General features: G+C 65.5%; 20 protein-coding genes. 12 read left to right on the forward strand and 8 right to left on the reverse strand.

Features of this window, described 5'->3' with window-relative positions; genetic code table 11:
* Nucleotides 1-250 precede the first annotated feature (250 nt).
* Nucleotides 251-1222, forward strand: a complete 972-nt coding sequence (locus FJ311_03620) for a TAXI family TRAP transporter solute-binding subunit (GenBank protein MBM3950523.1) — start codon at nucleotides 251-253, stop codon at nucleotides 1220-1222.
* 78 nt (nucleotides 1223-1300) lie between these two features.
* Entirely contained in the window at nucleotides 1301-3292 is a 1992-nt protein-coding gene (locus FJ311_03625; protein ID MBM3950524.1) for a TRAP transporter fused permease subunit, read from the forward strand.
* Between the two features lie 9 nt (nucleotides 3293-3301).
* On the opposite strand, the gene FJ311_03630 is transcribed toward FJ311_03625, so the two are convergent.
* The 4 genes from FJ311_03630 to FJ311_03645 form a co-directional block, all read right to left on the reverse strand.
* Entirely contained in the window at nucleotides 3302-6070 is a 2769-nt protein-coding gene (locus FJ311_03630; protein ID MBM3950525.1) for a formate dehydrogenase subunit alpha, read from the reverse strand.
* Nucleotides 6067-7737, reverse strand: a complete 1671-nt coding sequence (locus tag FJ311_03635; protein ID MBM3950526.1) for an NADH-quinone oxidoreductase subunit F — start codon at nucleotides 7735-7737, stop codon at nucleotides 6067-6069. The genes FJ311_03630 and FJ311_03635 overlap by 4 nt, the downstream gene beginning before the upstream one ends.
* Before the next feature lie 136 nt (nucleotides 7738-7873).
* Entirely contained in the window at nucleotides 7874-8296 is a 423-nt protein-coding gene (locus FJ311_03640; GenBank protein ID MBM3950527.1) for a universal stress protein, read from the reverse strand.
* Between the two features lie 39 nt (nucleotides 8297-8335).
* Entirely contained in the window at nucleotides 8336-9070 is a 735-nt protein-coding gene (locus FJ311_03645) for a TerC family protein (GenBank protein ID MBM3950528.1), read from the reverse strand.
* Between the two features lie 389 nt (nucleotides 9071-9459).
* On the opposite strand from FJ311_03645, the gene FJ311_03650 reads away from it, so the two are divergent.
* The 7 genes from FJ311_03650 to FJ311_03680 all read left to right on the forward strand — a co-directional run bounded on the left by FJ311_03650 (nucleotide 9460) and on the right by FJ311_03680 (nucleotide 17531).
* The gene (locus FJ311_03650) at nucleotides 9460-10461 is read left to right on the forward strand and encodes a tripartite tricarboxylate transporter substrate binding protein (GenBank protein MBM3950529.1); all 1002 of its coding nucleotides are present in this window, start codon (nucleotides 9460-9462) and stop codon (nucleotides 10459-10461) included.
* A gap of 114 nt (nucleotides 10462-10575) precedes the next feature.
* Nucleotides 10576-11073: a tripartite tricarboxylate transporter TctB family protein gene (locus FJ311_03655; protein ID MBM3950530.1), complete on the forward strand. Its 498-nt coding sequence runs from the start codon at nucleotides 10576-10578 to the stop codon at nucleotides 11071-11073.
* A 69-nt stretch (nucleotides 11074-11142) separates the two neighbouring features.
* Nucleotides 11143-12600, forward strand: a complete 1458-nt coding sequence (locus FJ311_03660; GenBank protein ID MBM3950531.1) for a tripartite tricarboxylate transporter permease — start codon at nucleotides 11143-11145, stop codon at nucleotides 12598-12600.
* Between the two features lie 60 nt (nucleotides 12601-12660).
* Complete coding sequence (locus tag FJ311_03665) at nucleotides 12661-13383, forward strand: GntR family transcriptional regulator (GenBank protein ID MBM3950532.1); 723 nt, start codon at nucleotides 12661-12663, stop codon at nucleotides 13381-13383.
* A 37-nt stretch (nucleotides 13384-13420) separates the two neighbouring features.
* Nucleotides 13421-15160 carry an oxalyl-CoA decarboxylase gene (gene oxc / locus FJ311_03670; GenBank protein ID MBM3950533.1) on the forward strand — a complete coding sequence of 580 codons (1740 nt, stop codon included), beginning with the start codon at nucleotides 13421-13423 and terminating at the stop codon, nucleotides 15158-15160.
* A 34-nt stretch (nucleotides 15161-15194) separates the two neighbouring features.
* Nucleotides 15195-16538 (forward strand): formyl-CoA transferase, encoded by a 1344-nt coding sequence (gene frc / locus FJ311_03675; GenBank protein ID MBM3950534.1) that lies wholly within the window; start codon nucleotides 15195-15197, stop codon nucleotides 16536-16538.
* A gap of 78 nt (nucleotides 16539-16616) precedes the next feature.
* Complete coding sequence (locus FJ311_03680; GenBank protein ID MBM3950535.1) at nucleotides 16617-17531, forward strand: methionyl-tRNA formyltransferase; 915 nt, start codon at nucleotides 16617-16619, stop codon at nucleotides 17529-17531.
* Between the two features lie 7 nt (nucleotides 17532-17538).
* On the opposite strand, the gene FJ311_03685 is transcribed toward FJ311_03680, so the two are convergent.
* A complete protein-coding gene (locus tag FJ311_03685) occupies nucleotides 17539-17757 on the reverse strand; it encodes a hypothetical protein (protein ID MBM3950536.1) in 219 nt (72 codons plus the stop codon).
* Nucleotides 17758-17922: 165 nt separating this feature from the next.
* Between FJ311_03685 and FJ311_03690 the strand changes: the two genes are divergently transcribed.
* Nucleotides 17923-18849 carry an exopolyphosphatase gene (locus FJ311_03690; protein MBM3950537.1) on the forward strand — a complete coding sequence of 309 codons (927 nt, stop codon included), beginning with the start codon at nucleotides 17923-17925 and terminating at the stop codon, nucleotides 18847-18849.
* A gap of 6 nt (nucleotides 18850-18855) precedes the next feature.
* Here the strand turns inward: FJ311_03690 and FJ311_03695 are convergent, their stop codons facing one another.
* Complete coding sequence (locus FJ311_03695; GenBank protein MBM3950538.1) at nucleotides 18856-19266, reverse strand: HIT family protein; 411 nt, start codon at nucleotides 19264-19266, stop codon at nucleotides 18856-18858.
* A gap of 21 nt (nucleotides 19267-19287) precedes the next feature.
* Between FJ311_03695 and FJ311_03700 the strand changes: the two genes are divergently transcribed.
* Complete coding sequence (locus FJ311_03700) at nucleotides 19288-19632, forward strand: DUF1491 family protein (protein ID MBM3950539.1); 345 nt, start codon at nucleotides 19288-19290, stop codon at nucleotides 19630-19632.
* A gap of 11 nt (nucleotides 19633-19643) precedes the next feature.
* On the opposite strand, the gene FJ311_03705 is transcribed toward FJ311_03700, so the two are convergent.
* Nucleotides 19644-19964, reverse strand: a complete 321-nt coding sequence (locus FJ311_03705; protein MBM3950540.1) for a parvulin peptidyl-prolyl isomerase — start codon at nucleotides 19962-19964, stop codon at nucleotides 19644-19646.
* Nucleotides 19965-19979: 15 nt separating this feature from the next.
* Entirely contained in the window at nucleotides 19980-21284 is a 1305-nt protein-coding gene (locus FJ311_03710; protein MBM3950541.1) for a spore maturation protein, read from the reverse strand.
* 146 nt (nucleotides 21285-21430) lie between these two features.
* Between FJ311_03710 and FJ311_03715 the strand changes: the two genes are divergently transcribed.
* Nucleotides 21431-22924 carry a glycerol-3-phosphate dehydrogenase gene (locus tag FJ311_03715; GenBank protein MBM3950542.1) on the forward strand — a complete coding sequence of 498 codons (1494 nt, stop codon included), beginning with the start codon at nucleotides 21431-21433 and terminating at the stop codon, nucleotides 22922-22924.
* Nucleotide 22925 lies beyond the last annotated feature (1 nt).

Below are 22925 nucleotides of genomic sequence, written 5' to 3' on the forward strand. Positions count from 1 at the left end.
TTGAACGACCCGCAGAAAACGCACTTGCGGCCCCGCTCAAAGTTGGCCGCACACCCGAAAACCCTCGAACCCCCTATAACCATGCGCCTTTCCTCCTAGCACATGGTTACGAATCGCCCTAATTACCTTAACTAATATGGCGGTTTTCGGCGGGTTGGCAGGCCGTCGGATAGCCGGTATAACCGTTGGACTCCGGGCGCCGCCTCGAAGGCGCTCCAATCAAATTTTTTATTTTTTGCGGGAGGATGCCATGCTGAAAACCCTGAAATTCGGAATAGCCGCCGCCGTCGCCGCGATCGTCCTTGCGCCGCTCGGCGCGGACGCGCAACAGCAGAAGAGCCTGTCGATCGCCACCGGCGGCACCGGCGGGGTCTACTACCCCATGGGCGGCGGCCTCGCCAACGTGCTTTCCAAGTACGTGCCCGGCTGGCAGGCGACGGCGGAAGTCACCGGCGGCTCGGTCGCCAATCTCCAGCTAATCGGCGCCAAGAAGGCCGAAATCGCCTTTTCGATGGTGGATGCCGGCCTGGACGCGCTCAAAGGCGAAGACAAGTTCAAGGACAAGCCGGTCGAGATCCGCACCCTGATGGTGCTCTATCCGAACCGGATGCACGTGGTCAGCATCGAGGGCACCGGGGTCAAGACCATGAAGGACCTCAAGGGCAAGCGCGTGTCGACCGGATCGCCCGGCAGCGCGACCGAAGTCATGGCTTTCCGCGTGATCGAGGCCGCCGGCCTCGACAAGGACAAGGACATGAAGCGCGAACGGCTCGGCGTCGCCGAGTCCGTCAACGCGATCAAGGACAAAAAGATCGACGCCTTCTTCTGGGTCGGCGGCCTGCCGACGGCGGCCGTCGCCGACCTCGGCGCGACGCCGGGCGTCAAGATCCAGATGATCGATCACGCCGACACGGTTCCGGCCATGAACAAGAAGTACGGCAATCTCTACGCCCCGGACACCATCGCCAAGAACGTCTACGGCGGCATGGAGAAGGACAACCAGGTCGCGACCGTGTGGAACGTGCTGATCGCGCACAAGGACATGTCCGACCAGGACGCCTACACCATCGTCAAGACCATCTTCGACCGCAAGGCCGACATGGTCGCCGTGCACAAGGAAGCCGAGAGCTTCGACGTCAAGAATCAGCCCGGCCGTTCGCCGATCCCCTTCCATCCCGGCGCCAAGAAGTACTTCGCCGAGAAGGGCGTGAAGCTCGACTGAAGGACGTTCGATCCGGCGCGCCGCCCGCTTCGCACGACGAGGCCGGCGGCGCGTCTCGTTTCCGGTGATTGACGCCGCATGAGCGATCCGCAATCCGTCGCCGCCCCCGACGACGTTCAGCACAAGATCGAAGAGCTGATCGAAGCGGAAGAAGGCGTTCACAACCGCTATCGGGGCTGGATGGCGGCGTTCCTGACCGCGCTCGCGGTCGGCAGCACGCTTTTCCACCTCTATACCGCCGTCGGCATCGTGTCGCCCGACGTTCTGCGCCCGGCACACGTCGGGATCGTGCTGGTCCTCACGTTTCTCGTCTTCCCCGTCGTCAAGGCCTTGCGCAATCGTTTCCCGTGGTGGGACCTGCCGCTGGTCGCGGCGGCGATCGCCGTGATCGCCTACGCCATCGTCGGCGGCGACGATTTCGGCGACCGCAACACCTTGCCCAACCGGACCGACCTGATCGCCGGGGCCGTGTTCATCCTGCTCGTTCTCGAAGCGGTGCGGCGCTCGAGCGGCGTGGTCATGCTGGTCATCTGCGTCGCGTTCCTCGCCTACGCCCTCGCCGGGCCCTACCTGCCGCCGCCCTGGACCCATCGCGGCTACGACCTCGGCCGCCTGGTCGGGCACCTATACATGACCCTCGAGGGCATTTTCGGCGTCGCGGTCGACGTGTCCTCGAGCCTGATCATCCTGTTCACCATCTATGGCGCGTTCCTGCAGCATTCGGGCGCCGGAAAGTTCTTCATCGATTTTTCGTTTTCCGCCACCGGCGGCAAGACATCGAGCGCGGGCCGCGCCGTGGTGCTGTCCTCGTTCCTGCTCGGCGGACCGTCGGGATCGGGCGTCGCCACCACCGTCACCATCGGCTCGGTTTCGCACAAGATGCTCGCCCAGGCCGGATTCAGCAAAAACTCGGCGGGCGGGCTGCTCACCGCCGGCGGCATCGGCGCCATCCTGTCGCCGCCGGTGTTGGGCGCGGCGGCGTTCCTGATCGCGGAGTTCCTGAAGATCTCCTATCTCGACGTCATCCGCATGGCGGTGGTGCCGACGTGCCTCTATTACTTCTCGCTCTTCATCGTTGTCGAGCTTGCCAGCCGCGACAGCGTCGAAGGCGGCATTACGCCGGTGCCGCTCGGCCCCCTGGTGCGCGATTACTGGTTCCACTTTTCATCCCTGATCGCGATCATCGTTTTCATGCTGATAGGCTTTTCGCCGATGATGTCGGTGTTCTGGGCGACCGTGCTCGCCTTCGCCACCAGCTTTCTCCATCGCGACTGCGCCATGGGCCCGAGGAAGCTCATCCAGGCGCTCGCCGACGGCACCACCGGCGTGCTCAACGTCGCCGCCACCTGCGCCGCGGCCGGGATCATCGTCGGGGTGGTGACGCTGACCGGGCTCGGCCTCAAGTTTTCGGCCATCGCCATCGAATACGCGGGCGGCAGCTTGGCGCTGACCGCGCTTTACACCGCGCTGATCGTGTGGGTGGTCGGCCTCGCCGTGCCGGTGACGGCGTCCTACATCATCTGCGCGGTGATCGCGGCGCCCGCCCTGATCAAGCTCGGCGTGCCCGATTTCGCCGCGCACATGTTCATCTTCTATTATGCGGTTCTCTCCGAAGTATCGCCGCCGACCGCGCTGTCGGCGTTCGCGGCGGCCGCGATCACCGGCGGCGATCCCTACCGCACCACGTTCCACTCGTGGAAATACACCATGCCCGCGTTCGTGGTGCCGTTCATGTTCGTGCTCGATCCGGCCGGTATCGGCATTCTGCTCGCCATGCCGAAGGCGGGCGGGATCGCGGCCATGGTCGTGGTGATCCTGGCCGCCGCCGCCGGCACCGCCGCCGTCGCCGCCGGGTTGCAAGGGCGCTTGATCACGCCGCTCGCGGCCTGGGAACGGACGGCGTTGATCGTCGGCGGATTCCTGCTCATGTTCCCCGACCTGGTCGACGACTGGATCGCGCCGGTCGCGTTCGCGACCCACGGCCAATTGCGCTGGGCGGGATTGGCGATCGCGCTTGCCGTCGCCCTGTTCCATTACCTCCGCGCCCGCGGCGCGCGAAGCGCCGCGTAAAGCGAAGAATTACTCCGCCGCCGACCGGGCCTCGGTTTTCTCGACGCGCGCGGCGCAGAACTTGAACTCCGGAATCTTGCCGAACGGATCGAGTTGCGGATTGGTCAGAAGATTGGCGGCCGCTTCGGTGTAGCAGAAGGGTATGAAGATCACCCCTTCCGGAATCGCCGTATCGGCGCGCGCGACCAGTTCGATCGCGCCGCGCCGGGTGGCGACGCGCACCTTGCCGCCCGGCTGGATGCCGAGCTTGGCGATGTCGCCGGGCGCGAGCGACGCGACCGCGGCGGGCTCCAACGCATCGAGCACGCTCGCGCGTCGGGTGATCGCGCCGGTGTGCCAATGCTCGAGTTGGCGGCCGGTGGTCAGGATCATCGGATACTGGGCGTCGGGCAGTTCGGCCGGCGGCAGCACGTCGGCGGGCACCAGCTTGGCCTTGCCGTCGCCGGTCGGGAAACGGTCGGCGAAGACGACGCCCTCGCCCGGCTTGTCCGGCGCCGCGCACGGATAGGTCACCGCGTTTTCGCGCTCCAGCCGCTCCCACGAAATATTGTCGAGCGAGTGCATGATCCCGCCCATCTCGCGGTAAACGTCGGCGGGACCCGTGTAATCCCATTCAAGGCCGATACCGCGCGCGATTTCCTGGATGATCCACCAATCCTGACGCGCCTCGCCCGGCGGCTGGAATACTTGGCGGCCGCGCTGGATCTGGCGATTGGTGTTGGTGACGGTGCCGTCCTTTTCCGGCCAGGCGGACGCGGGCAGCACCACGTCGGCGTGGAACGCGGTTTCGGTGAGGAAGATGTCCTGAACCACGAGATGCTCGAGCTTGGCGAGCGCCTCGCGCGCATGGCCCGCGTCCGGGTCCGACATCGCCGGGTTTTCGCCCATGATGTACATGCCGCGAATTTGGCCTTCGAGGATCGCCTTTATGATCTCGACCACGGTCAAGCCCCGTTTCGGGTCCAGCTTGGCGCCCCAGAATTCCTCGTGGCGGCGACGCACGTCCGGATTTTCGACCGATTGATAGTCGGGAAACACCATCGGAATGAGTCCGGCGTCGGAGGCGCCCTGTACGTTGTTCTGGCCGCGCAGCGGATGGAGCCCGGTGCCGGGCCGGCCGGTGTGGCCGCACATCAGCGCGAGCGAGATCAGGCAGCGCGCGTTGTCGGTGCCGTGCACGTGTTGCGAAATGCCCATGCCCCAGAAGATGATGCCGGCCTTGGCGCGCGCGAACGCGCGCGCGACGGTGCGCAGCGTGTCGGCCTCGATGCCGCAAATCGCCGCCATCTTTTCCGGCGAGAAATCGGCGAGATGCGCCTTCAATTTCTCGAAGCCCGCCGTGTGGGCCTGAATATACTGGGTGTCGTAGAGCCCTTCGCTCACGATCACGTTCATGATTCCGTTCAGCATCGCGACGTCGGTGCCGGGACGGAATTGCAGCATGTGGGTGGCGTGGCGCATGAGCGCCTGGCCGCGCGGGTCCATCACGATCAGCGTCGCGCCGCGCTTCGCCGCCTGCTTGAAATAGGTGGCGGCGACGGGATGATTCTCGGCCGGATTGGCGCCGATGACGATGATGACGTCGGCGTTCATCGCCTCGGTGAACGGCGCCGTGACCGCGCCGGAGCCGATCCCCTCCATCAGGGCGGCCACCGACGACGCGTGGCAGAGTCGCGTGCAGTGATCGACGTTGTTGGTGCCGAAGCCGAGCCGGACCAGTTTTTGGAACAGATACGCTTCCTCGTTGGAGCCTTTGGCCGAGCCGAACCCGGCAAGCGCCTCGGCGCCCGAGCGGTCGCGAATCGTTTTCAATCCCGATGCCGCGCGCGCGAGCGCTTCTTCCCAGGTCGCTTCGCGGAAATGGGTGAAGGGGTTGCCCGGATCGACCCGGTCGTTGGCGTGCTTCTTGACGCCCTCTTTGCGGATCAACGGCTTGGTCAGGCGGTGCGGGTGGTGGATGTAGTCGAACCCGAAGCGGCCCTTGACGCAGAGCCGGTTTTCGTTGGCCGGGCCGGGACGACCGGTGACGAAGGCGAGCTTGTCGCCCTGCACGTGATAGCGGATCTGGCAACCGACGCCGCAATAGGGGCAGACGCTGTCCACATGGCGGTCGGCGCGGAGATTGCCGACGCCCTTGGCGTCGACCGCGTTCGCCGGCATCAAGGCCCCGGTCGGGCAGGCCTGCACGCATTCGCCGCAGGCGACGCAGGTGGACGCGCCCATCGGGTCGCCCATGTCGAACACGATGCGGGCGTGATGCCCGCGCCCGCCCATGCCGATCACGTCGTTGACCTGAACCTCGCGGCAGGCGCGGACGCAAAGGTTGCAGTGGATGCAGGCATCGAGCGCGACCGCCATCGCCGGATGCGAGCGGTCGGATTCCGGCGCATGGCGAGGCGCGAAGCGGCTTTGCGTGAGGCCGAGTTTCTCGGTCCATTGCCAGAAGCGCGACCCTGAATCGTGGGCGCGCTCGCGCGCCGGCTGGTCGGCGAGCAGCAGCTCGAACACCATCTTGCGGCCGGCCTTGGCGCGCTCGCTTCCCGTCCTGACCTTCATGCCGGCGGAGGGTTTCCGGATGCAGGAGGCCGCCAGCACCCGCTCGCCCTCGATCTCGACCACGCAGGCGCGGCAGTTGCCGTCCGGCCGGTAGCCCGGCTCGCCCGAATGGCAGAGGTGCGGGATCGCGGTGCCCTGCCGTTTCGCCACGTCCCAGATGGTTTCGCCCGCCTCGGCGGCGACCGTCTTGCCGTCGAGCTCGAAGGTGATCTTCTGGCTCATCGCTTGGTCTCCGGAAAATATTTGAGCGCGCAGCGGATCGGATTGGCCGCCGCCTGGCCGAGCCCGCAGATCGAGGCGTCCGCCATGCCTTGCGCCAGCTCGCCGAGCAGCGCCGCGTTCCAGGTCTTCTTCTCCATCTCGATGACGGCCTTTTCGGAGCCGACGCGGCAGGGCGTGCATTGGCCGCAGCTTTCGTCGGCGAAAAAGCGCATCAGGTTGAGGGCCGCGGCGCGCGCGTCGTCCTTGTCCGAGAGCACCACCACCGCCGCCGACCCGAGAAAGCATCCGTGTTTTTCGAGCTGGCCGAATTCGAGCGGTTCGTCGCCCATGGAGGCGGGCAGAATGCCGCCCGAGGCGCCGCCCGGCAGATAGGCGGCGAACGTGTGGCCGTCGGCCATGCCGCCGCAATGCTCCTCGATCAGCTTGCGCACCGAGATGCCGGCCGGAGCCAGCTTGACGCCCGGATTTTTCACCCGGCCCGACACCGAATAGCTGTGCAGGCGCGTCGAACCGCCCCGGGTCGCGAACCATTGCGCGCCCTTTTCGACGATGTCGCGCAACCAATAGAGCGTCTCGACGTTCTGGACCAGGGTCGGGCGACCGAACAGGCCCTTTTCCGCGACGTAAGGAGGCCGGTGGCGCGGCAGGCCGCGCTTGCCTTCGATGCTTTCCAGCATCGCCGATTCTTCACCGCAGATGTAGGCGCCGGCGCCGCGACGCAGATGGATTGGCGCATGCGTGTCCAGCTTCGCCGCGCGCACCTTTTCCAGCTCCGCCAACAAAAACTTGCGGATGCCCGGATATTCGTCGCGAAGATAGAAGTAAATCGCCTCGGCGCCGACCGCCCAGGCGGCGAGCAGCGCGCCCTCGATGGTGCGGTGCGGATCGCGTTCGAGATAATAGCGGTCCTTGAAGGTGCCGGGCTCGCCCTCGTCGGCGTTGACCGCCATCAGGCGCGGACCCGCATAGCCGCGCACGAATCCCCACTTGCGCCCGGTGGGGAAACCGGCGCCGCCGAGGCCGCGCAAGCCGGAATCGTTCAGAAGCGCGATCAGGTCTTCGGCTTTGCGCTCGCCTTTCAGGCATTGGCGCAACAGCGCGTAGCCGCCGTCGGCCGTGTACGCTTCGAATGCGCGCGCGGACGGCACCGGCGCCGACATATCGGCGTTCGCGGCCGCCGCGGTCGCCTCGACCGTCGCGGGCGCGATCTGGCGCTGGCCAACCTGGACCGCGGGCGCCTTGTCGCAAAGGCCCATGCACGGCGCGCGCACCACCCGCGCCTTGGCGCCGAGCCGCGCCGCCAGGCCTTCGAGCAACGCGCCCGCGCCGGCCATTTCGCACGTCAGGCTGTCGCAGACCCGGATCGTGAGCGCGGCCGGCGCGGCTTCGCCTTCGCGCACCACGTCGAAGTGGGCGTAGAAGGTGGCGACCTCATAGACCTCGGTCATGGCGAGGCGCATTTCGTGGGCGAGCGCGGCGAGATGCGCCGCCGAAAGACATCCGTAGCGGTCCTGAATCAGGTGCAGATGTTCGATCAGCAAATCGCGCCGGCGCGGTTTATCGCCCAGCAGCGCGCGCACCTCGGCCAGCGCCTCGGGCTTGACCTGGCGGCCCTTGGGCGTGGCCCGGGCGGGGCCCCGTTTATGGGAAGCGAGTTCCGTGTTCATTGGCGGTCGATCGGCTTTCAGGTGCTTGCAAAATAATCCCCGGAACCGGCGGCAACAACCCCAAGCCTGGGCGATGCGATAGGCGGTGGCTTGCGGGTGATAAAAGCGACTCGCCCTCGCGCGCCGACGCGCGGCGTCATTTGACCAGGGTCACCGGAACCTTCGCGAGATGCAGCAGCTTGGTGGTCGAGGATCCGAGCAGCAGGTTGGCGATTTGCGAATGGCCGCGCGTTCCCATCACGATTTCGTCGCACTTCAACTTGGTCGCATACGCGGCGATGGTTTCGGCCACGTCGCCGACCGCGATCTCGATTCCGTGCGCGATATTCGCCTTGTTCAGCTTGGCGCAGGCCTTCTTCAGTTCTTTTTCGCCCAGTTCCTTGTGAAAGTCGCGCACCGAGCGCTTACCGACGAAGTCGGTGACCGCCTGGGGCAACGCCGGCTGGACGTTGATCAGGTGGATGCGGGTCTTTTGCCCCTTTTGCACCCGATCGATCACCGCGTCCACCGCCCGGAGCGAGGCCGGCGAGCCGTCGATCGGGATCAGAATCGTGTGCATAGTCGATCTCCTGTTATGCGAGCGTGATCGCCGACCGCGTCACGATCCGGACGCGCCGTGGTGTTCCGACGCGACCGATTCGATTTTTCGGCGATGGTCCCGGCGCCGCACCAGGAATTTTCCGAGAGCGACGACGAAGACCGTGCCGGCGACGGCGGCGACGTAATGAATCATGGGTTGATGGGGTTGCGTATACTGCGCGATTGCCGGATCGACCACGGCGATGCCCCCGGCGATCCAGCCCAACAGGCCGCCGCCCAAGGTAATCAGGATCGGGTAACGATCGAGCAGCTTCAACAACATCGTGCTGCCGAGAACGACCAGCGGGATACTGATCAAGAGGCCGAGCACGATCAGGGTCACGTTGTCCTTGGCGGCGGCGGCGATGCCGATGACGTTGTCGAGGCTCATGACCGCGTCGGCGACCACGATGGTCCACATGGCGCTCCAAATGGTGGTGCCGGCCTTGATCTTGCCTTCTTCGTCGACACCGCCTTCCTCGGGCACCAGCAACTTGATGGCGACCCAGAACAGAAGCACCGCCCCCACCAGCTTCAGGTAGGGCACCGTCATCAGGTAGACAATCACCGTCGCGAACGCGATGCGGAGCCCGATGGCCCCGGCGGTGCCGCCGACGATGGCGACCGTGCGCTGCTTTTGCGGCAGATTGCGCGCGGCGAGCGCGATCACGACCGCGTTGTCGCCGGCGAGCAGGATGTCGATGCCGATGATCTGCAGCAACGCGATCCAGAATTGCGGGTCGCTATAAGTCATCGAAAGGTACGCCTCTTCCCGTCTACAAACCGTTGTTTTTTCGGCTCACCGGAAACCGGCGCCGATCGACGTGCTCGCGCTCCGGTCGTGTCGAACATGCCGTCGCGCTAATTTTTGCGGCGCAACGTGAATTCGATTTTGCCGCACGAGGGAATCAGGTTGCTCCGGCATTTCGATAGTGGTACACCACATACCTAGGTCCGCGCGAGTTGTCGAGAACGAACCAACTGACGGGTTCCGCGCGATCCAGACCCCAGAACCCCATCAAGAGGGTTCGCTATAAATCGAAGCGATTCGCTGCTGGTGAAGGCCAACTCTTTCGGGTAGCGAGATCGATGGGCCGTAGAAAATCCGCCGACATGCGCGGTGGAATATTTGGGAGGACTTAAATGCAAACACGTTCATACGCCATCTCCGCCTCGCTCGCCGTTCTCTTGGGGGGCTTTGCGGCTCCATCGTTCGCCGCCTGGGAGCCGAGCAAGCCGGTCGAGTTCATCATTCCCGCTGGCACCGGCGGCGGCGCCGACCAAATGGCCCGCATGCTTCAGGGCGTGGTTGAAAAGCACAAACTGATGCCGAAGCCGTTCGTGGTCATCAACAAGGCCGGCGGTGCGGGCGCCGAGGGCTTCCTCGACGTCAAGAATTCCAAGGGCAACCCGCATAAGATCATCATCACGCTTTCGAATCTGTTCACCACCCCGCTCGCGACCGGCGTGCCGTTCAATTGGCGCGACTTGACCCCGGTGGCGATGCTGGCGCTCGACGAATTCATCCTCTGGGTCCATGCCGAAACGCCCTACAAGACCGCCGGCGAATACATCGCCGCCGTCAAGGGCGCGGAACCGGGCAAGTTCAAGATGGGCGGAACCGGCTCCAAGCAGGAAGACCAGATCATCACCGTCGGCGTCGAACAGATCACCGGGACCAAATTCAGCTACGTGCCCTACAAGGGCGGCGGCGAAGTGGCGACGCAATTGGTCGGCAAGCACGTCGATTCGACCGTCAACAACCCGATCGAGGCGGTCGCCCAATGGCGCGCGGGCGCGTTGCGTCCTCTCTGCGTGTTCGATTCCAAGCGGATCGACCTCAAGGACAAAGTCACCTCGAACATGTCCTGGAACGACATTCCGACCTGCAAGGAAGGCGGCCTCAACATCGAATACCTGATGTTGCGCGGCATTTTCATGCCGGCCGGCGTGACGCAGGACCAGGTCAACTACTATGTCAACCTGTTCAAGAAGGTCCGCGAGACCCAGGACTGGAAGGACTTCATGAAGACCGGCGCCTTCAACACCACGTTCATGTCCGGCAAGGAATACCGCGACTGGGTGGAAAAGGCCGAGGCCACGCATAAGGACCTGATGACCAAGGCCGGCTTCCTCGCCAAGTAAGTTCCGCGTCGTTGCCCGGGGCGGCCCCTCTCACTGAGGATCGGGGGCCGCCCCGGCGCACAGGACGTCTTATCCCCGCGACTTCACCACCCCGACGTTCAGGGACATCCCATCATGGAAGCCGAATCGGAGCAGGGCGGCGCCTCGCAAAAGGCCGTCGATCTGTTTGTGGCCGCCGCGATCATGGCGCTCGCCGCACTGGTCATGTATGACAGCCAGCGGCTCGGCGCGAAATGGGCCTCCGACGGCCCCCAGGCGGGTTATTTCCCCTTCTATGTCGGCCTGATCATGTTTGTCTCGGCCGGCGCCACTTTCCTGTTGGCGCTGCGGCCGAAAGCCTCCGACCGGATTTTCGTCGACCGGCAGCAGTTCCGGTCGGTTCTCGCCATCTTCGTCCCAAGCGCCGTCTACATCGCCCTCATCTACCTGCTCGGGATTTACATCGCGTCCGCCATCTTTCTCGCGTTCTTCATGCGCGTGCACGGTGGCTACGGCCCGGCGATGATCGCGCCGGTGGCGCTCGGCATGCCAGTTTTCCTCTTTGTCCTGTTCGAGATGTGGTTCCTGGTCCCGCTGCCCAAGGGACCGGTCGAATCCCTGCTCGGCTTCTAGCCCCAGATTTCCTCGGAGTCCCCCGTGGCCGAATCCCTCGAAGCACTGTTCCACGGCTTCGCCGTCGCGATGTCGCTGAAGAACATCTTGTTCATGCTCGTTGGCATCCTGCTCGGCGTGCTGATCGGCGTGCTGCCGGGCCTGGGCGGGGCCAACGGCGTCGCCATCCTGTTGCCGCTCACGTTCTCGATGCCGCCCACGTCGGCGATCATCATGCTGTCGTGCATCTATTGGGGCGCGCTGTTCGGCGGAGCGATCACGTCCGTGCTGTTCAACATACCGGGCGAGCCATGGTCGGTCGCGACCACATTCGACGGCTATCCCATGGCGCGCGACGGCCGCGCCGGCGAGGCGCTGACGGCGGCGTTCACGTCCTCCTTCGTCGGCGCCTTCATCGCGGTGGTGGTGCTGACGTTCCTCGCGCCGCTGGTCGCCCAGTTCGCCCTGCAGTTCGGCCCGCCCGAGTTCTTCGCGGTCCAGTTCCTGACCTTCTGCAGCTTCGTCGGCATGAGCAAGGAGCCGCCCTTCAAGACACTCGCCAGCATGATGATCGGCTTCGCGCTTGCCGCCGTCGGCCTCGACACCGTGACCGGCCAGCTGCGCATGACCTTCGGCATCTACGAAATCATCCGCGGCTTCGACTTCCTGATCGCGGTAATCGGCTTGTTCGGCATCGGCGAAATCCTGCTGACCATGGAAGAAGGCCTGTCGTTCAAGGGCGCATCGGCCAAGATCAACGCCCGCGTCGTCTGGCAGACGTGGAAGAAACTTCCGAAATACTGGGCGACGTCGATCCGCGGCGCCCTGGTCGGTTGCTGGATGGGCATCACGCCGGGCGGCGCGACGCCGGCGTCGTTCATGAGTTACGGCCTGGCCAAGCGATTTTCCAAGGACGGGCCGCAATTCGGCACCGGCAAGATCGAGGGCGTGGTGGCGCCGGAGACCGCGGCGCATGCCGCCGGCACCAGCGCGCTCTTGCCCATGCTCACCCTCGGCATTCCCGGATCGCCGACCGCCGCCGTGTTGCTGGGCGGGCTCCTGATCTGGGGCTTGCAGCCGGGACCGCTGCTGTTCGTCGAGCAGAAGGAGTTCGTCTGGGGCCTGATCGCCAGCATCTATCTCGGCAATATCGTCGGCCTCTTGATCGTGTTGACGACGGTGCCGTGGTGGGCGGCGATCCTGCGCATTCCGTTCAGCATCATCGGCCCGGCGATCGTCGTGGTTTGCGCCATCGGCGCCTATACCGTGCACAACGCCATGCTCGATGTCGCCTTGATGCTGTTTTTCGGCGTGGTCGGCTATGCCTTCAAGAAGCTGAACTATCCGCTCGCGCCGCTGGTGCTCGCCCTTGTACTGGGTGACATGGCGGAAAGCGCGTTCCGCCAGTCCATGATCATCTCGCGCGGCAGCCTCTCGGCTTTCTGGGCGAACGGCCTGGTCGGCAGCATCATGGCGCTGGCGCTCGCCCTTCTGTTCTGGCCGCTGATCGTCCAGGCCAAGAATTCCCTGCTCCCGAAAAGAGCCTGACCCGATGACATTATTTCCTGTTGTCGGCAGCGCGCGGTTTGTGGTCTCGTTTTCTGGTGTATGGAATACCAGGAGGGCTATCTGATGCCGGCCTCCCATACCGCTCTCTTGAACGTGCAGCCGATCGAAGCCGACACCAGCCTAAAGGGCCGCATCTACGATCGCCTCAAGCGCGCGATCACGTCGATCAACATCTACGCCGAAAACGCCGAATTGCGGCTCGACGAGCGCGAACTGTCGGTGCGGCTCGCCACCAGCCGCACCCCGATCCGGGAAGCGCTCGCCCGCCTCGAACAGGAAGGGCTGGTCCATATCGTCCCGCGCAAGGGCGTCTATATCGTGCGCAAGAGCAAAGCCGAGATCCTCGACATGATTACGGTGTGGGCGGCGCTCGAGGGCATGGCCGCCAGACTTGCCGCCCGGAACGCCAGCGACGCGGAGATCGCGGGGCTGCGCCAACTCTTCACCACCTTCAAGAACGGCCAGGTCGAAGCCCGCATCGACGAATACTCCGACACCAACGTCCGGTTCCACCAAGCCATTCTTGCGCTCGGCAAGAGCCCGCTGTTGCGCCACATGGCCGATCATTTGTTCGTCCACATGCGCTCGATCCGCGTGCGCACCATCGGCGAAAGCAACCGCGCCAACCGCTCGATCATCGATCACTTGCACATCATCGAGGCGCTCGAGGCCCGCGACGCCGACCTCGCCGAGCGGCTGGTGCGCGAACACACCTTCAAGCTTGCCGATCACGTCCGCGATAACGTTCATTACCTCGACTGACGACCTCCGCTCGACACCGAATTTCGAGGAGATCATCATGACCGAAGCCACGGCAAGAAAGCTCGAGACGACCGCAACGTCGGGAACGGAAATCTTGACCGACGGTTTCCACCTCGTCATCGACGCGCTCAAGCTCAACGGCATCAACACCATCTACGGCGTGCCCGGCATTCCGATCACCGACTTGGGCCGCATGGCGCAGGCCGCCGGCATCCGCGTGCTGTCGTTCCGCCACGAACAGAACGCCGGCTACGCCGCGGCCATCGCCGGCTTCCTGACCAAGAAACCGGGCATTTGTCTCACCGTGTCGGCGCCGGGTTTCCTGAACGGGCTCACCGCGCTGGCGCATGCCACCACCAACTGCTTTCCGATGATCCTGGTGTCCGGTTCGTCCGAGCGCGAGATCGTCGATCTGCAGCAGGGCGACTACGAGGAAATGGATCAGCTCGCCATCGCCAAGCCGCTGTGCAAGGCGGCGTTCCGCGTCCTGCACGCCCAGGACATCGGCATCGGCGTCGCCCGGGCGATCCGCGCCGCTCTGTCGGGGCGCCCCGGCGGCGTCTACCTCGACCTGCCGGCCAAGCTGTTCGGCCAGGTGATGAACGCGGAAGCCGGCCGCAAGTCGCTGGTCAAGGTGATCGACGCGGCGCCCGCCCAGATTCCGGCCCCGGCCGCGATCCTGCGCGCCCTCGACGTGCTGAAAGCGGCAAAGCGCCCGCTCATCATCCTCGGCAAGGGCGCGGCCTACGCCCAAGCCGACGACGCGATCCGCGCCTTCGTCGAAAAGAGCGGCATCCCCTTCCTGCCCATGAGCATGGCCAAGGGTCTGCTGCCGGACACCCACCCGCAATGCGCCGGCGCGGCGCGCTCGCTGGTGCTGAAGGACGCGGACGTCGTCATGCTGATCGGCGCCCGGCTCAACTGGCTGCTGTCGCACGGCAAGGGCAAGACCTGGGGCGACGCGCCCAAGAAGTTCGTCCAGATCGACATCGAGCCGCGCGAGATGGACAGCAACGTCGAGATCGCGGCGCCGCTGGTGGGCGACGTCGGCTCGTGCGTCGCGGCCCTGCTGGACGCCATGGGCGCGAAGTGGAACCCGCCGCCCGCCGACTGGACCACCGCGGTCAAGGCCAAGCGCGACGAAAACATCGCCAAGATGGCGCCGCGCCTGATGAACAACAATTCGCCGATGGACTTCCACGGCGCGCTCGGCGCGCTCAAGACCGTCATCAAGGAGCGCCCCGAGGTCATCCTGGTCAACGAAGGCGCCAACACCCTCGACCTCGCGCGCGGCGTGATCGACATCTACAAGCCGCGCCATCGCCTCGATGTCGGCACCTGGGGCGTCATGGGCATCGGCATGGGTTCGGCTATCGCCGCCGCCGTCGAGACCGGCAAGCCCGTGCTGGCGGTCGAGGGCGACAGCGCCTTCGGCTTCTCCGGCATGGAAGTGGAAACGATCTGCCGCTACAAGCTGCCGGTCTGCGTCGTCATCTTCAATAACGACGGAATCTATCGCGGCGTCGACGTGAATCTGGCCGGGGATGACCCGGCGACGACGGTGTTCGTAAAAGGCGCGCGCTACGACAAGATGATGGAGGCCTTCGGCGGCGTCGGCGTCAACGCGACCACGCCCGACGAACTGAAACGCGCCGTCGACGCGGCGCTCGATTCCGGCAAGCCGACGTTGATCAACGCGGCGATCGACCCGGCGGCCGGCAGTGAAAGCGGCCGCATCGGCAATCTTAACCCGCAAAGCGCGTTGAAGAAGAAGTAGTCTTTATCGCACCGATCTTACTGGAGAACCTGCAATGGCTAAGAAGAAGCAAAAGTCCGCCAAGGCGAAGCCGACGGCGCGCAAGACCATCAAGACGGCAAAGAAGGCCGCCCGTTCCCCCAAGGGCAAGGGCGGCTTGGCCCTTTCCGGGATTCGCGTTCTCGACATGACCCACGTCCAGTCGGGCCCGACCTGCACGCAGCTGCTGGCGTGGTTAGGCGCCGACGTGATCAAGGTCGAGCGCCCCGGCACGGGCGACGCCACGCGCGGCCAGCTGCGCGATGTTCCCAACGTGGACAGCCTCTATTTCACCATGCTGAACCACAACAAGCGCAGCATCACCCTCAATCCCAAATCGCCGGTCGGCAATAAAATCTTCGCCCGCCTGATCGAGGAATGCGACGTGATGGTCGAAAACTTCGCGCCGGGCGCGATCGACCGCATGGGCTTTCCGTGGGAGAAAATCCAGAAGATCAACCCGCGCATGGTTTACGCCTCGGTCAAGGGCTTCGGCCCCGGCCCCTACGAAGACTGCAAGGTCTACGAGAATGTCGCCCAATGCACCGGCGGCAGCGCCTCGACCACCGGCGAGATCGGCCGCGTGCCGCTGGTGACCGGCGCCCAGATCGGCGATTCCGGCACCGGGCTGCACTTGGCGCTCGGCATCGTCGCCGCGCTCTTGCAGCGCGAGCGTACCGGGCGCGGCCAGCGCGTCACCTGCGCCATGCAGGACGGCGTCCTCAACCTCTGCCGGGTCAAGCTGCGCGACCAGCAGCGCCTCGCCCACGGACCGCTCAAGGAATACCCGCAATACCCCAACATCCCGTTCGGGCCCGCCGTGCCGCGCGCCGGCAACGCCTCGGGCGGCGGCCAGCCGGGCTGGATCGTCAAGTGCAAGGGTTGGGAAACCGACCCCGACGCCTATTCCTACGTCATCGCCCAGGCGGCGGCGTTTCCGGCGCTGGCCAAGGCCATCGGCCGCGAGGATTGGCTGACGGACCCGGAATGGAACACGCCCGAGGCGCGCCTGCCCAAGCTCGACAAGATGTTCGAGATCATCGAGCAATGGACCATGACCAAGACCAAGTTCGAGGTGATGGATATCCTCAACCCCCTCGACGTGCCGTGCGGGCCGATCCTGTCGATGAAGGAACTGGCCGAGGAGCCGTCCTTGCGCAAGACCGGCACCGTGGTCGAGGTCGATCATCCGACCCGCGGCAAGTACCTGACGGTCGGCAACCCGATCAAGCTTTCCGATTCGCCGACCAAGGTCGTGCGCTCGCCGCTCTTGGGCGAGCACACCGACGAAATCCTGCGCGGCGTCGTCGGCTTCTCGAAAAAGGACATCGAGGAAGCGCGCAAGACCGGCGCGGTTTAATAATTCCGCGCCCCGACGGGGCGCGGCGTTTCACGCGCGCGGGGATTCGCCCGCGCGCATTCGAGGGAGATATCAGCCATGCGCATCCTGTTCAACGGCCAACAGGCCTTCGGCAAGGCGGTGCTTGAGGCGCTGGTCAATCGCGGCGAGGAAATCGTCGGCGTCTATTGCGCCCCCGACAAGCCGGGCAAGAAGATGGACCCGCTCAAGGAATACGCGCTCTCCAAAAACTTGCGCGTCTTCCAACCCGCCTCCTTCAAGGACCCGGCGGTGTGGGAACAAATGAAAAGCCTCAACGCCGAACTCGGCGTCATGGCCTACGTGCTGCTGCTGGTGCCGGAGGAGGCGCTCGCGATTCCGACCCACGGCACCATCCAGTATCACCCGTCGCTGCTGCCCTGGCACAAGGGGCCAAGCTCGATCAACTGGCCGATCATCATGGGCAAGAAGGAAACCGGCCTTTCCGTTTTCTGGCCGGACAACGGCCTCGATACCGGACCGATCCTGCTCCAGAAAAAAACCAAGATTTCGGACAAGGATACCTTGGGCAGCATCTATTTCGATCGCCTGTTTCCCATGGGCGTCGCGGCGATGCTCGAAGCCATCGATCTGGTCAAGGCCAAGAAGGCCCCGCGCATCCCGCAGGCCCCCAAGGCCGGCTCCTACGAAGGCTGGTGCAACAAGGAGGTCGCCAAGATCAATTGGAAGAAGCCGGCCGCCGACGTCTACAACCTGATCCGGGGCACCAACCCGCAGCCGGGGGCATGGACGACTTTCAAGGGCAAGACGCTCGACATCTATGACTGCGTCAAGGTGGCGAAGCGCGCGGGCAAGCCCGGCCAAATCGTCGCGGTCGGCAAGGACAGCTTCACGGTCGCGGCCAAAGGCGGCCAGATCAAGGTGCTGCGCGTCCGCCCCGAGGGCGGCCAGAAAATTTCCGCCGGCCAGTTCGCCGCCGAAACGGGCCTCGGCAAGGGCGCCAAGCTCGGCTGACGCCGTCTCAGCCGCCGCCGGATTTTTCCTCCATCCAGCGGCGCAGCACGCTCAGCGATTCGGCGGGGTGCCGCTCCACCAGGCCGCGCACCTTGCCCGAAAGCCGGCTCGTCGAGGGAACAATCGCGCCCGCCTTGCTCTCGGAATCCGTATCGCGCGTGCGCCAACCGGAGAGCGACGGCACGGGCGGGTTTACCGGCGAAGACGCGGGCCTGAATGCGTTCATGCGGATCGCATTTTAACCGACCGCGCGGGGCCGGTCATGGCCCGGCATGATCGGGATTTTCCCTAATGGCGGAAGGCCTTAGCCGCAGGTCGGCCTATTGTCCAATGTGCGACGTGTCGGTATCTTTGGCGCCGCTCCGGATTCCCATTGAACAAGGCCTTTTTCATGTCCGACCAGAAATTTCGCCTGATCACCCGAGCCGATTTCGACGGCGTCGTGTGCGGATCCTTGTTCCAGGAACTGGATATGATCGACGACGTGGTGTTCGCCGAACCCGGCGATATGCAGGCCGGACGGGTCAAGGTCACCGATCGCGACATCACCACCAACTTGCCGTTCGTCGATGGCGTGCATCTCTGCTTCGACCATCATGCCAGCGAAACCAAGCGGGTGCAGGATCGCCCCAACCGGATCATCGATCCGGCGGCACCTTCGGCCGCGCGGGTCGTCTATAACCATTTCGGCGGCAAGAAGGGATTCCCGGCCATCTCCGACGATCTGATCAAGGCCGTCGATCAGGCCGACTCGGCCGACTACACCGAAGAAGACATCCTCGCGCCCGACCGCTGGGCGATGCTCAATTTCCTGGTCGATCCGCGATCCGGGCTCGCCGCGTTCAAGGATTTCAGCTCCACCCACGAGCAATTCATGCTCGATCTGATGACCTATTGCCGCCACAGCCCGATCGACGAGATCATGCGCCTGCCCGAGGTTGAAGAGCGCGTGCGCCGCTACCAGGAGCACGAGGAACGCGCCGAGCACCAGATCGTGCGCTGCGCGACCGTGCACGGCGACCTGATCGTTCTCGACATGCGGCGCGAACCGATGATCTACGCTACCAACCGGTTCGTGGTTTACGGCCTCTATCCGGACATCAAGCTTTCGCTCCACGTGCTCAAGGACGTTTCCTCCGGCTACGTGCGCTTCGCCCTCGGCCATTCGATCCTTAATCGCGGCGCAAAGGTCGATGCCGGCGCCGTGATGCTCGAATTCGGCGGCGGCGGTCACCGGGCGGCGGCGGGCGCCTTGGTGCGCGAGGCCGAGGCCGACTCGGTTCTCGACCGCATCGTCGCGCGCATCAGCAAAAACTGAGAATCGTCACGCTTCCGCGGCGAAGGCGGCGGCAAACTTGGCGAGCGTTTCGCGCGCCCCGGCGTCGTCGTAGGGCTCGGGCGGACGCACGCCCCAGATCGGGCGCGGCCAGGCGGGGTCGGTCGTGAAGCGGGCAATGACGTGGACGTGGAGTTGCGGCACCACGTTGCCGAGCGCCGCGACATTGATCTTGTGGGGGTTGTAAAGGCGCCGCAACGCGCGCGACGCTCGGCCGATCTCGGCCATGATCGCGCCGTGATCCGCCGGCGCCAGATCGTGCAAGTCCTTGAGTCCTTCCCGTTCCGGCACCAGAATCAGCCAGGGATACGCCCTGTCGTTCATCAGCAGGACCCGGCTGAGCGGCCAGTGCGCCGCTTCCAGGGTTTCGGCGGCCAGGCGTTCGTGCAATCGGAACATGGTTTAGCGAGTCCCTTGGCGATGGATACGGCTCCGCGTCTCAAAACCGCGATCTGGGTTCAGGCCGAAGTGCGCCGGCTCGGGCTCGAAGCCATCCCCGTCGCCGTCGCGCGCCGGGGCGACGCCGACGCCGGAGCCGTGCTGCTCAAGATCAACCGCTTCGTCCAGGGCTGCGAAGTGCTGGCCCAAACCCGCACCTTCGACGGTGCCGCCGCTTGGGTGCGCGGCACCGGCCCGGCACCGGTCGCCGAGGCCGAAGCCGACGCCTACATCGCCCGCCAGGTCAAGCGCGATCCCGACCTGTGGGTGGTCGAGATCGAGGACGCGCACGCCCGCTTCGTTCCCGCCGATCCGATCGTATCGTAAGTCCCGCACCGTCATTCCGTGCGCAGGATCAGGTGGTAGCCGAATTCGGTTTCGACCGCGTCGCTCATCTCGTCGACGGCGAGCGCGAACGCGGCCTGTTCGAACGCGGGCACCATCGCGCCCTTGCGAAACGTACCGAGATCCCCGCCGTCGCGTCCCGAAGGACAATCGGACAATTCGGCCGCGAGGTCGGCGAAATCCTCCCCCGCCGCGATCCGGCGCTTGAGGTCGTCGATTTCCTTGAGCGCGTCGGCGCGCGGACGGTCCGAGGAGCCGGCCTTGGCGTCGGCGTGCATGATCAGAATATGGGAGGCGCGGATTTGGCTGGTCATTCGGGTTCCTTCCGTTCAAAGGTGTCCGAACAGAATCCAGCATATCGCGACCGCCGCCGCAACGCTGGCGACGTCGGCGATCAAGCCGGCGGCGAGCGCGTGACGGACGTTTTTCACTTGCACCGCGCCGAAATAGACCGCGAGCACGTAGAACGTCGTTTCGGTCGATCCTTGGATGGTGCTGAGAAGATAGCCGGTATAGCTGTCCGGGCCGATGGCCGGGTCCTGCAGGACGGATGCGAGGTAGGCATAGGCGCCCGAGCCGGAGAGCGAGCGCAGGAATCCCATGGTCAAGGCTTCCGCCGGAACCCCGACCGGCGCGGTCAGCAGCCCGAGCGGGTCGATCACCGCCGCCATCACCCCGCTTTCGCGCAGCATGGCGATGGCGACCAGGATCGCCACCAGATAGGGAATGATGCGGACCGCGATCTCGAATCCTTCCTTGGCGCCCTCGATGAACGCGTCGTAGACGGCGACCCCGCGCCGCCAGCCGAACAGCAGCATGCCGGCCATGATGCCGGGCATGATCCAGGGGCCGATCGCCTGGCCGTAGAAAATGGTGAGCGGGATGATCGCGACCACTCCGGCAAGCGTCGCCCAGCCGATCCAGGCGGGATAGCCGGCGACCTCCGCGACGGCGAGCTGGCCGTTCGTTCCTGCTTCCGTTTCCGCTTCCACCGCCCCGACGCTGCCCGCGGTCGGCGAAATGGCGGGCAACGGCCAAACCCGGCGCAGCAGCAGCGCGGCGACGATGGCGACCGCGGTCGAGACGATGGTGGCGAACAGCGTGGTCGACACGATCCCGGCGGGGTCGGCGGATCCGGACGCGGCGCGGAGCGCGATCACCCCGGTCGGCAGCAGCGTTACGCTCGCGGTGTTGATGACCAGGAACATGGCCATCGAATCGCTCGCCGTGCCCTTCACCGGATTGAGCCGATCCAGTTCCTGCATGGCGCGGATGCCGAACGGCGTCGCCGCATTGCCGAGTCCGAGCACGTTGGCCGAAATATTGAGGACCATCGCCCCCATCGCCGGATGTCCGCGCGGCACGTCGGGGAACAGCTTGACCATCAATGGCTGCACCGTGCGCGCGATAACGACGAGGAGTCCGCCCTTCTCCGCGATCTTCATTACGCCGAGGAAGAGCGCCATGACGCCCACCAGGCCGATCGCGAGCGTGACCGAGGCGGCCGCCGAATCGACCATCGCCCGGCTGAGCGCTTCCATTGGCGTGGCGCCCACCGCGTAATCCCCGCTCAATTGGCGGATGGCGGCGGCGGCGAAGGCGGCCAGCACGATGCCGACGAATATGCCGTTCACGGGTATTTCCCCTGATGTGGGCATGGCACGGCGAGGCCGCGTTCGCCAAGCGGGGCGAATTGTCCAGGCCCGGCGCGGGGTTTCGGCGCGGGCGCGGCGATGCTAGTCTGCCGTCCCCGCCGCAACCGCCTTCGGATTCGCCCTCGATGCTCCACACGACCCCTTACGATCTGCTGGTCATCGGCGGGGGGATTAACGGCGCCGGCATCGCCCGCGACGCCGCCGGGCGCGGCCTCAAAACCCTGCTCGTCGAGCAAGCCGACTTGGCCTCGGCGACGTCGTCCACCAGTTCCAAGCTGATCCACGGCGGGCTTCGCTATCTCGAGCATTACGAGTTCCGGCTGGTGCGGGAATCGCTCAAGGAACGCGACGCGCTGCTCGCCATCGCGCCCCACATCGCGCACCCGATGCGTTTCGTCCTTCCGCATCCGGCGGACGCGCCGCGCCCGGCGTGGCTGGTGCGCCTCGGCCTTTTTCTCTACGATCTGTTCGCGTTCGAAAGCCGCCTGCCCCCCACCCGGGGGCTCGATCTCCGCCGCGATCCGGAAGGCGCGCCGCTGCGCGAAACCCTCGGCCGCGGCTTCGCCTATTCCGATTGCTGGGTCGACGACGCCCGGCTTGTGGTCGGTAACGTCCTGGACGCGGCGCGGCGCGGGGCGACGGTGATGGTGCGCACGCGCATGGCGCGGGCGGAACGCGAAGGATCCCTATGGCGCGCCGTCTTGCGCGACGCGGAGGGACGCGAACAAACCACCACCGCGCGTGTCATCATCAATGTCGCCGGCCCCTGGGCGGCCGACGTGCTCGGGTCCGCGATCGGAGTCCGGGCGGACAAACGCCTGACCCTGGTCAAGGGCAGCCATATCGTCGTTCCCGCCAACACGCCGCTCGATTCCGCCTACATCCTGCAGAACATCGACCGGCGCGTGGTGTTCGTGATTCCGTTCGAGGAGAAATTCAACCTGATCGGCACCACCGACGTGCCCTACCGGGGCGATCCGGCCGAGGCCGCATGCACGCCCGAGGAAGCGGAATACCTGTGCGCCGCGGTCGCGCGCTATTTCCGCCGCCCGCCCACGCCGGCCGACGTGGTTTGGTCGTTCGCGGGGGTGCGCCCGTTGCTCGACGACCAAAAGGCCGATCCCTCCAAGATCACCCGCGATTACGCCCTCGAACTCGACGGCGGCGACGGAACCCCGCCGCTGCTCACCGTCTTCGGCGGCAAGCTCACCACCTACCGCCGCCTGGCGGAAAAGGTCCTGGCGCGGCTCGCGCCCTTCTTTCCCGGCACGGGGCCGGAATGGACCGGCGGCGCGCCGCTGCCCGGCGGCGATTTCGGCGGGCGCAGCGCCGACGAGGTGTTCGCCGACCTGGCGCGCGCTTATCCCGGCATCGGGCCGGAAGCGTTGCGCGGGATTTTCCGCCGCCACGGCACGCTCGCGCGCGATGTGTTGGGCGATGCCAGATCCCAGGCCGACTTGGGAGCCGGGTTCGGCGGCGGCCTGTTCGCGCGCGAAGTCGATTATCTCAAAGCGAACGAGTGGGCGCGCACCGCCGACGATGTGCTGTGGCGGCGCACCAAGTGCGGCCTCCACATGAGCGGCGCGGAGCGCGCGTCGTTTGCCGCCCGATTCGAATAAT

The organism is Rhodospirillales bacterium (genome assembly GCA_016872535.1).
In the GTDB taxonomy this organism is placed as follows: domain Bacteria; phylum Pseudomonadota; class Alphaproteobacteria; order Rhodospirillales; family 2-12-FULL-67-15; genus 2-12-FULL-67-15.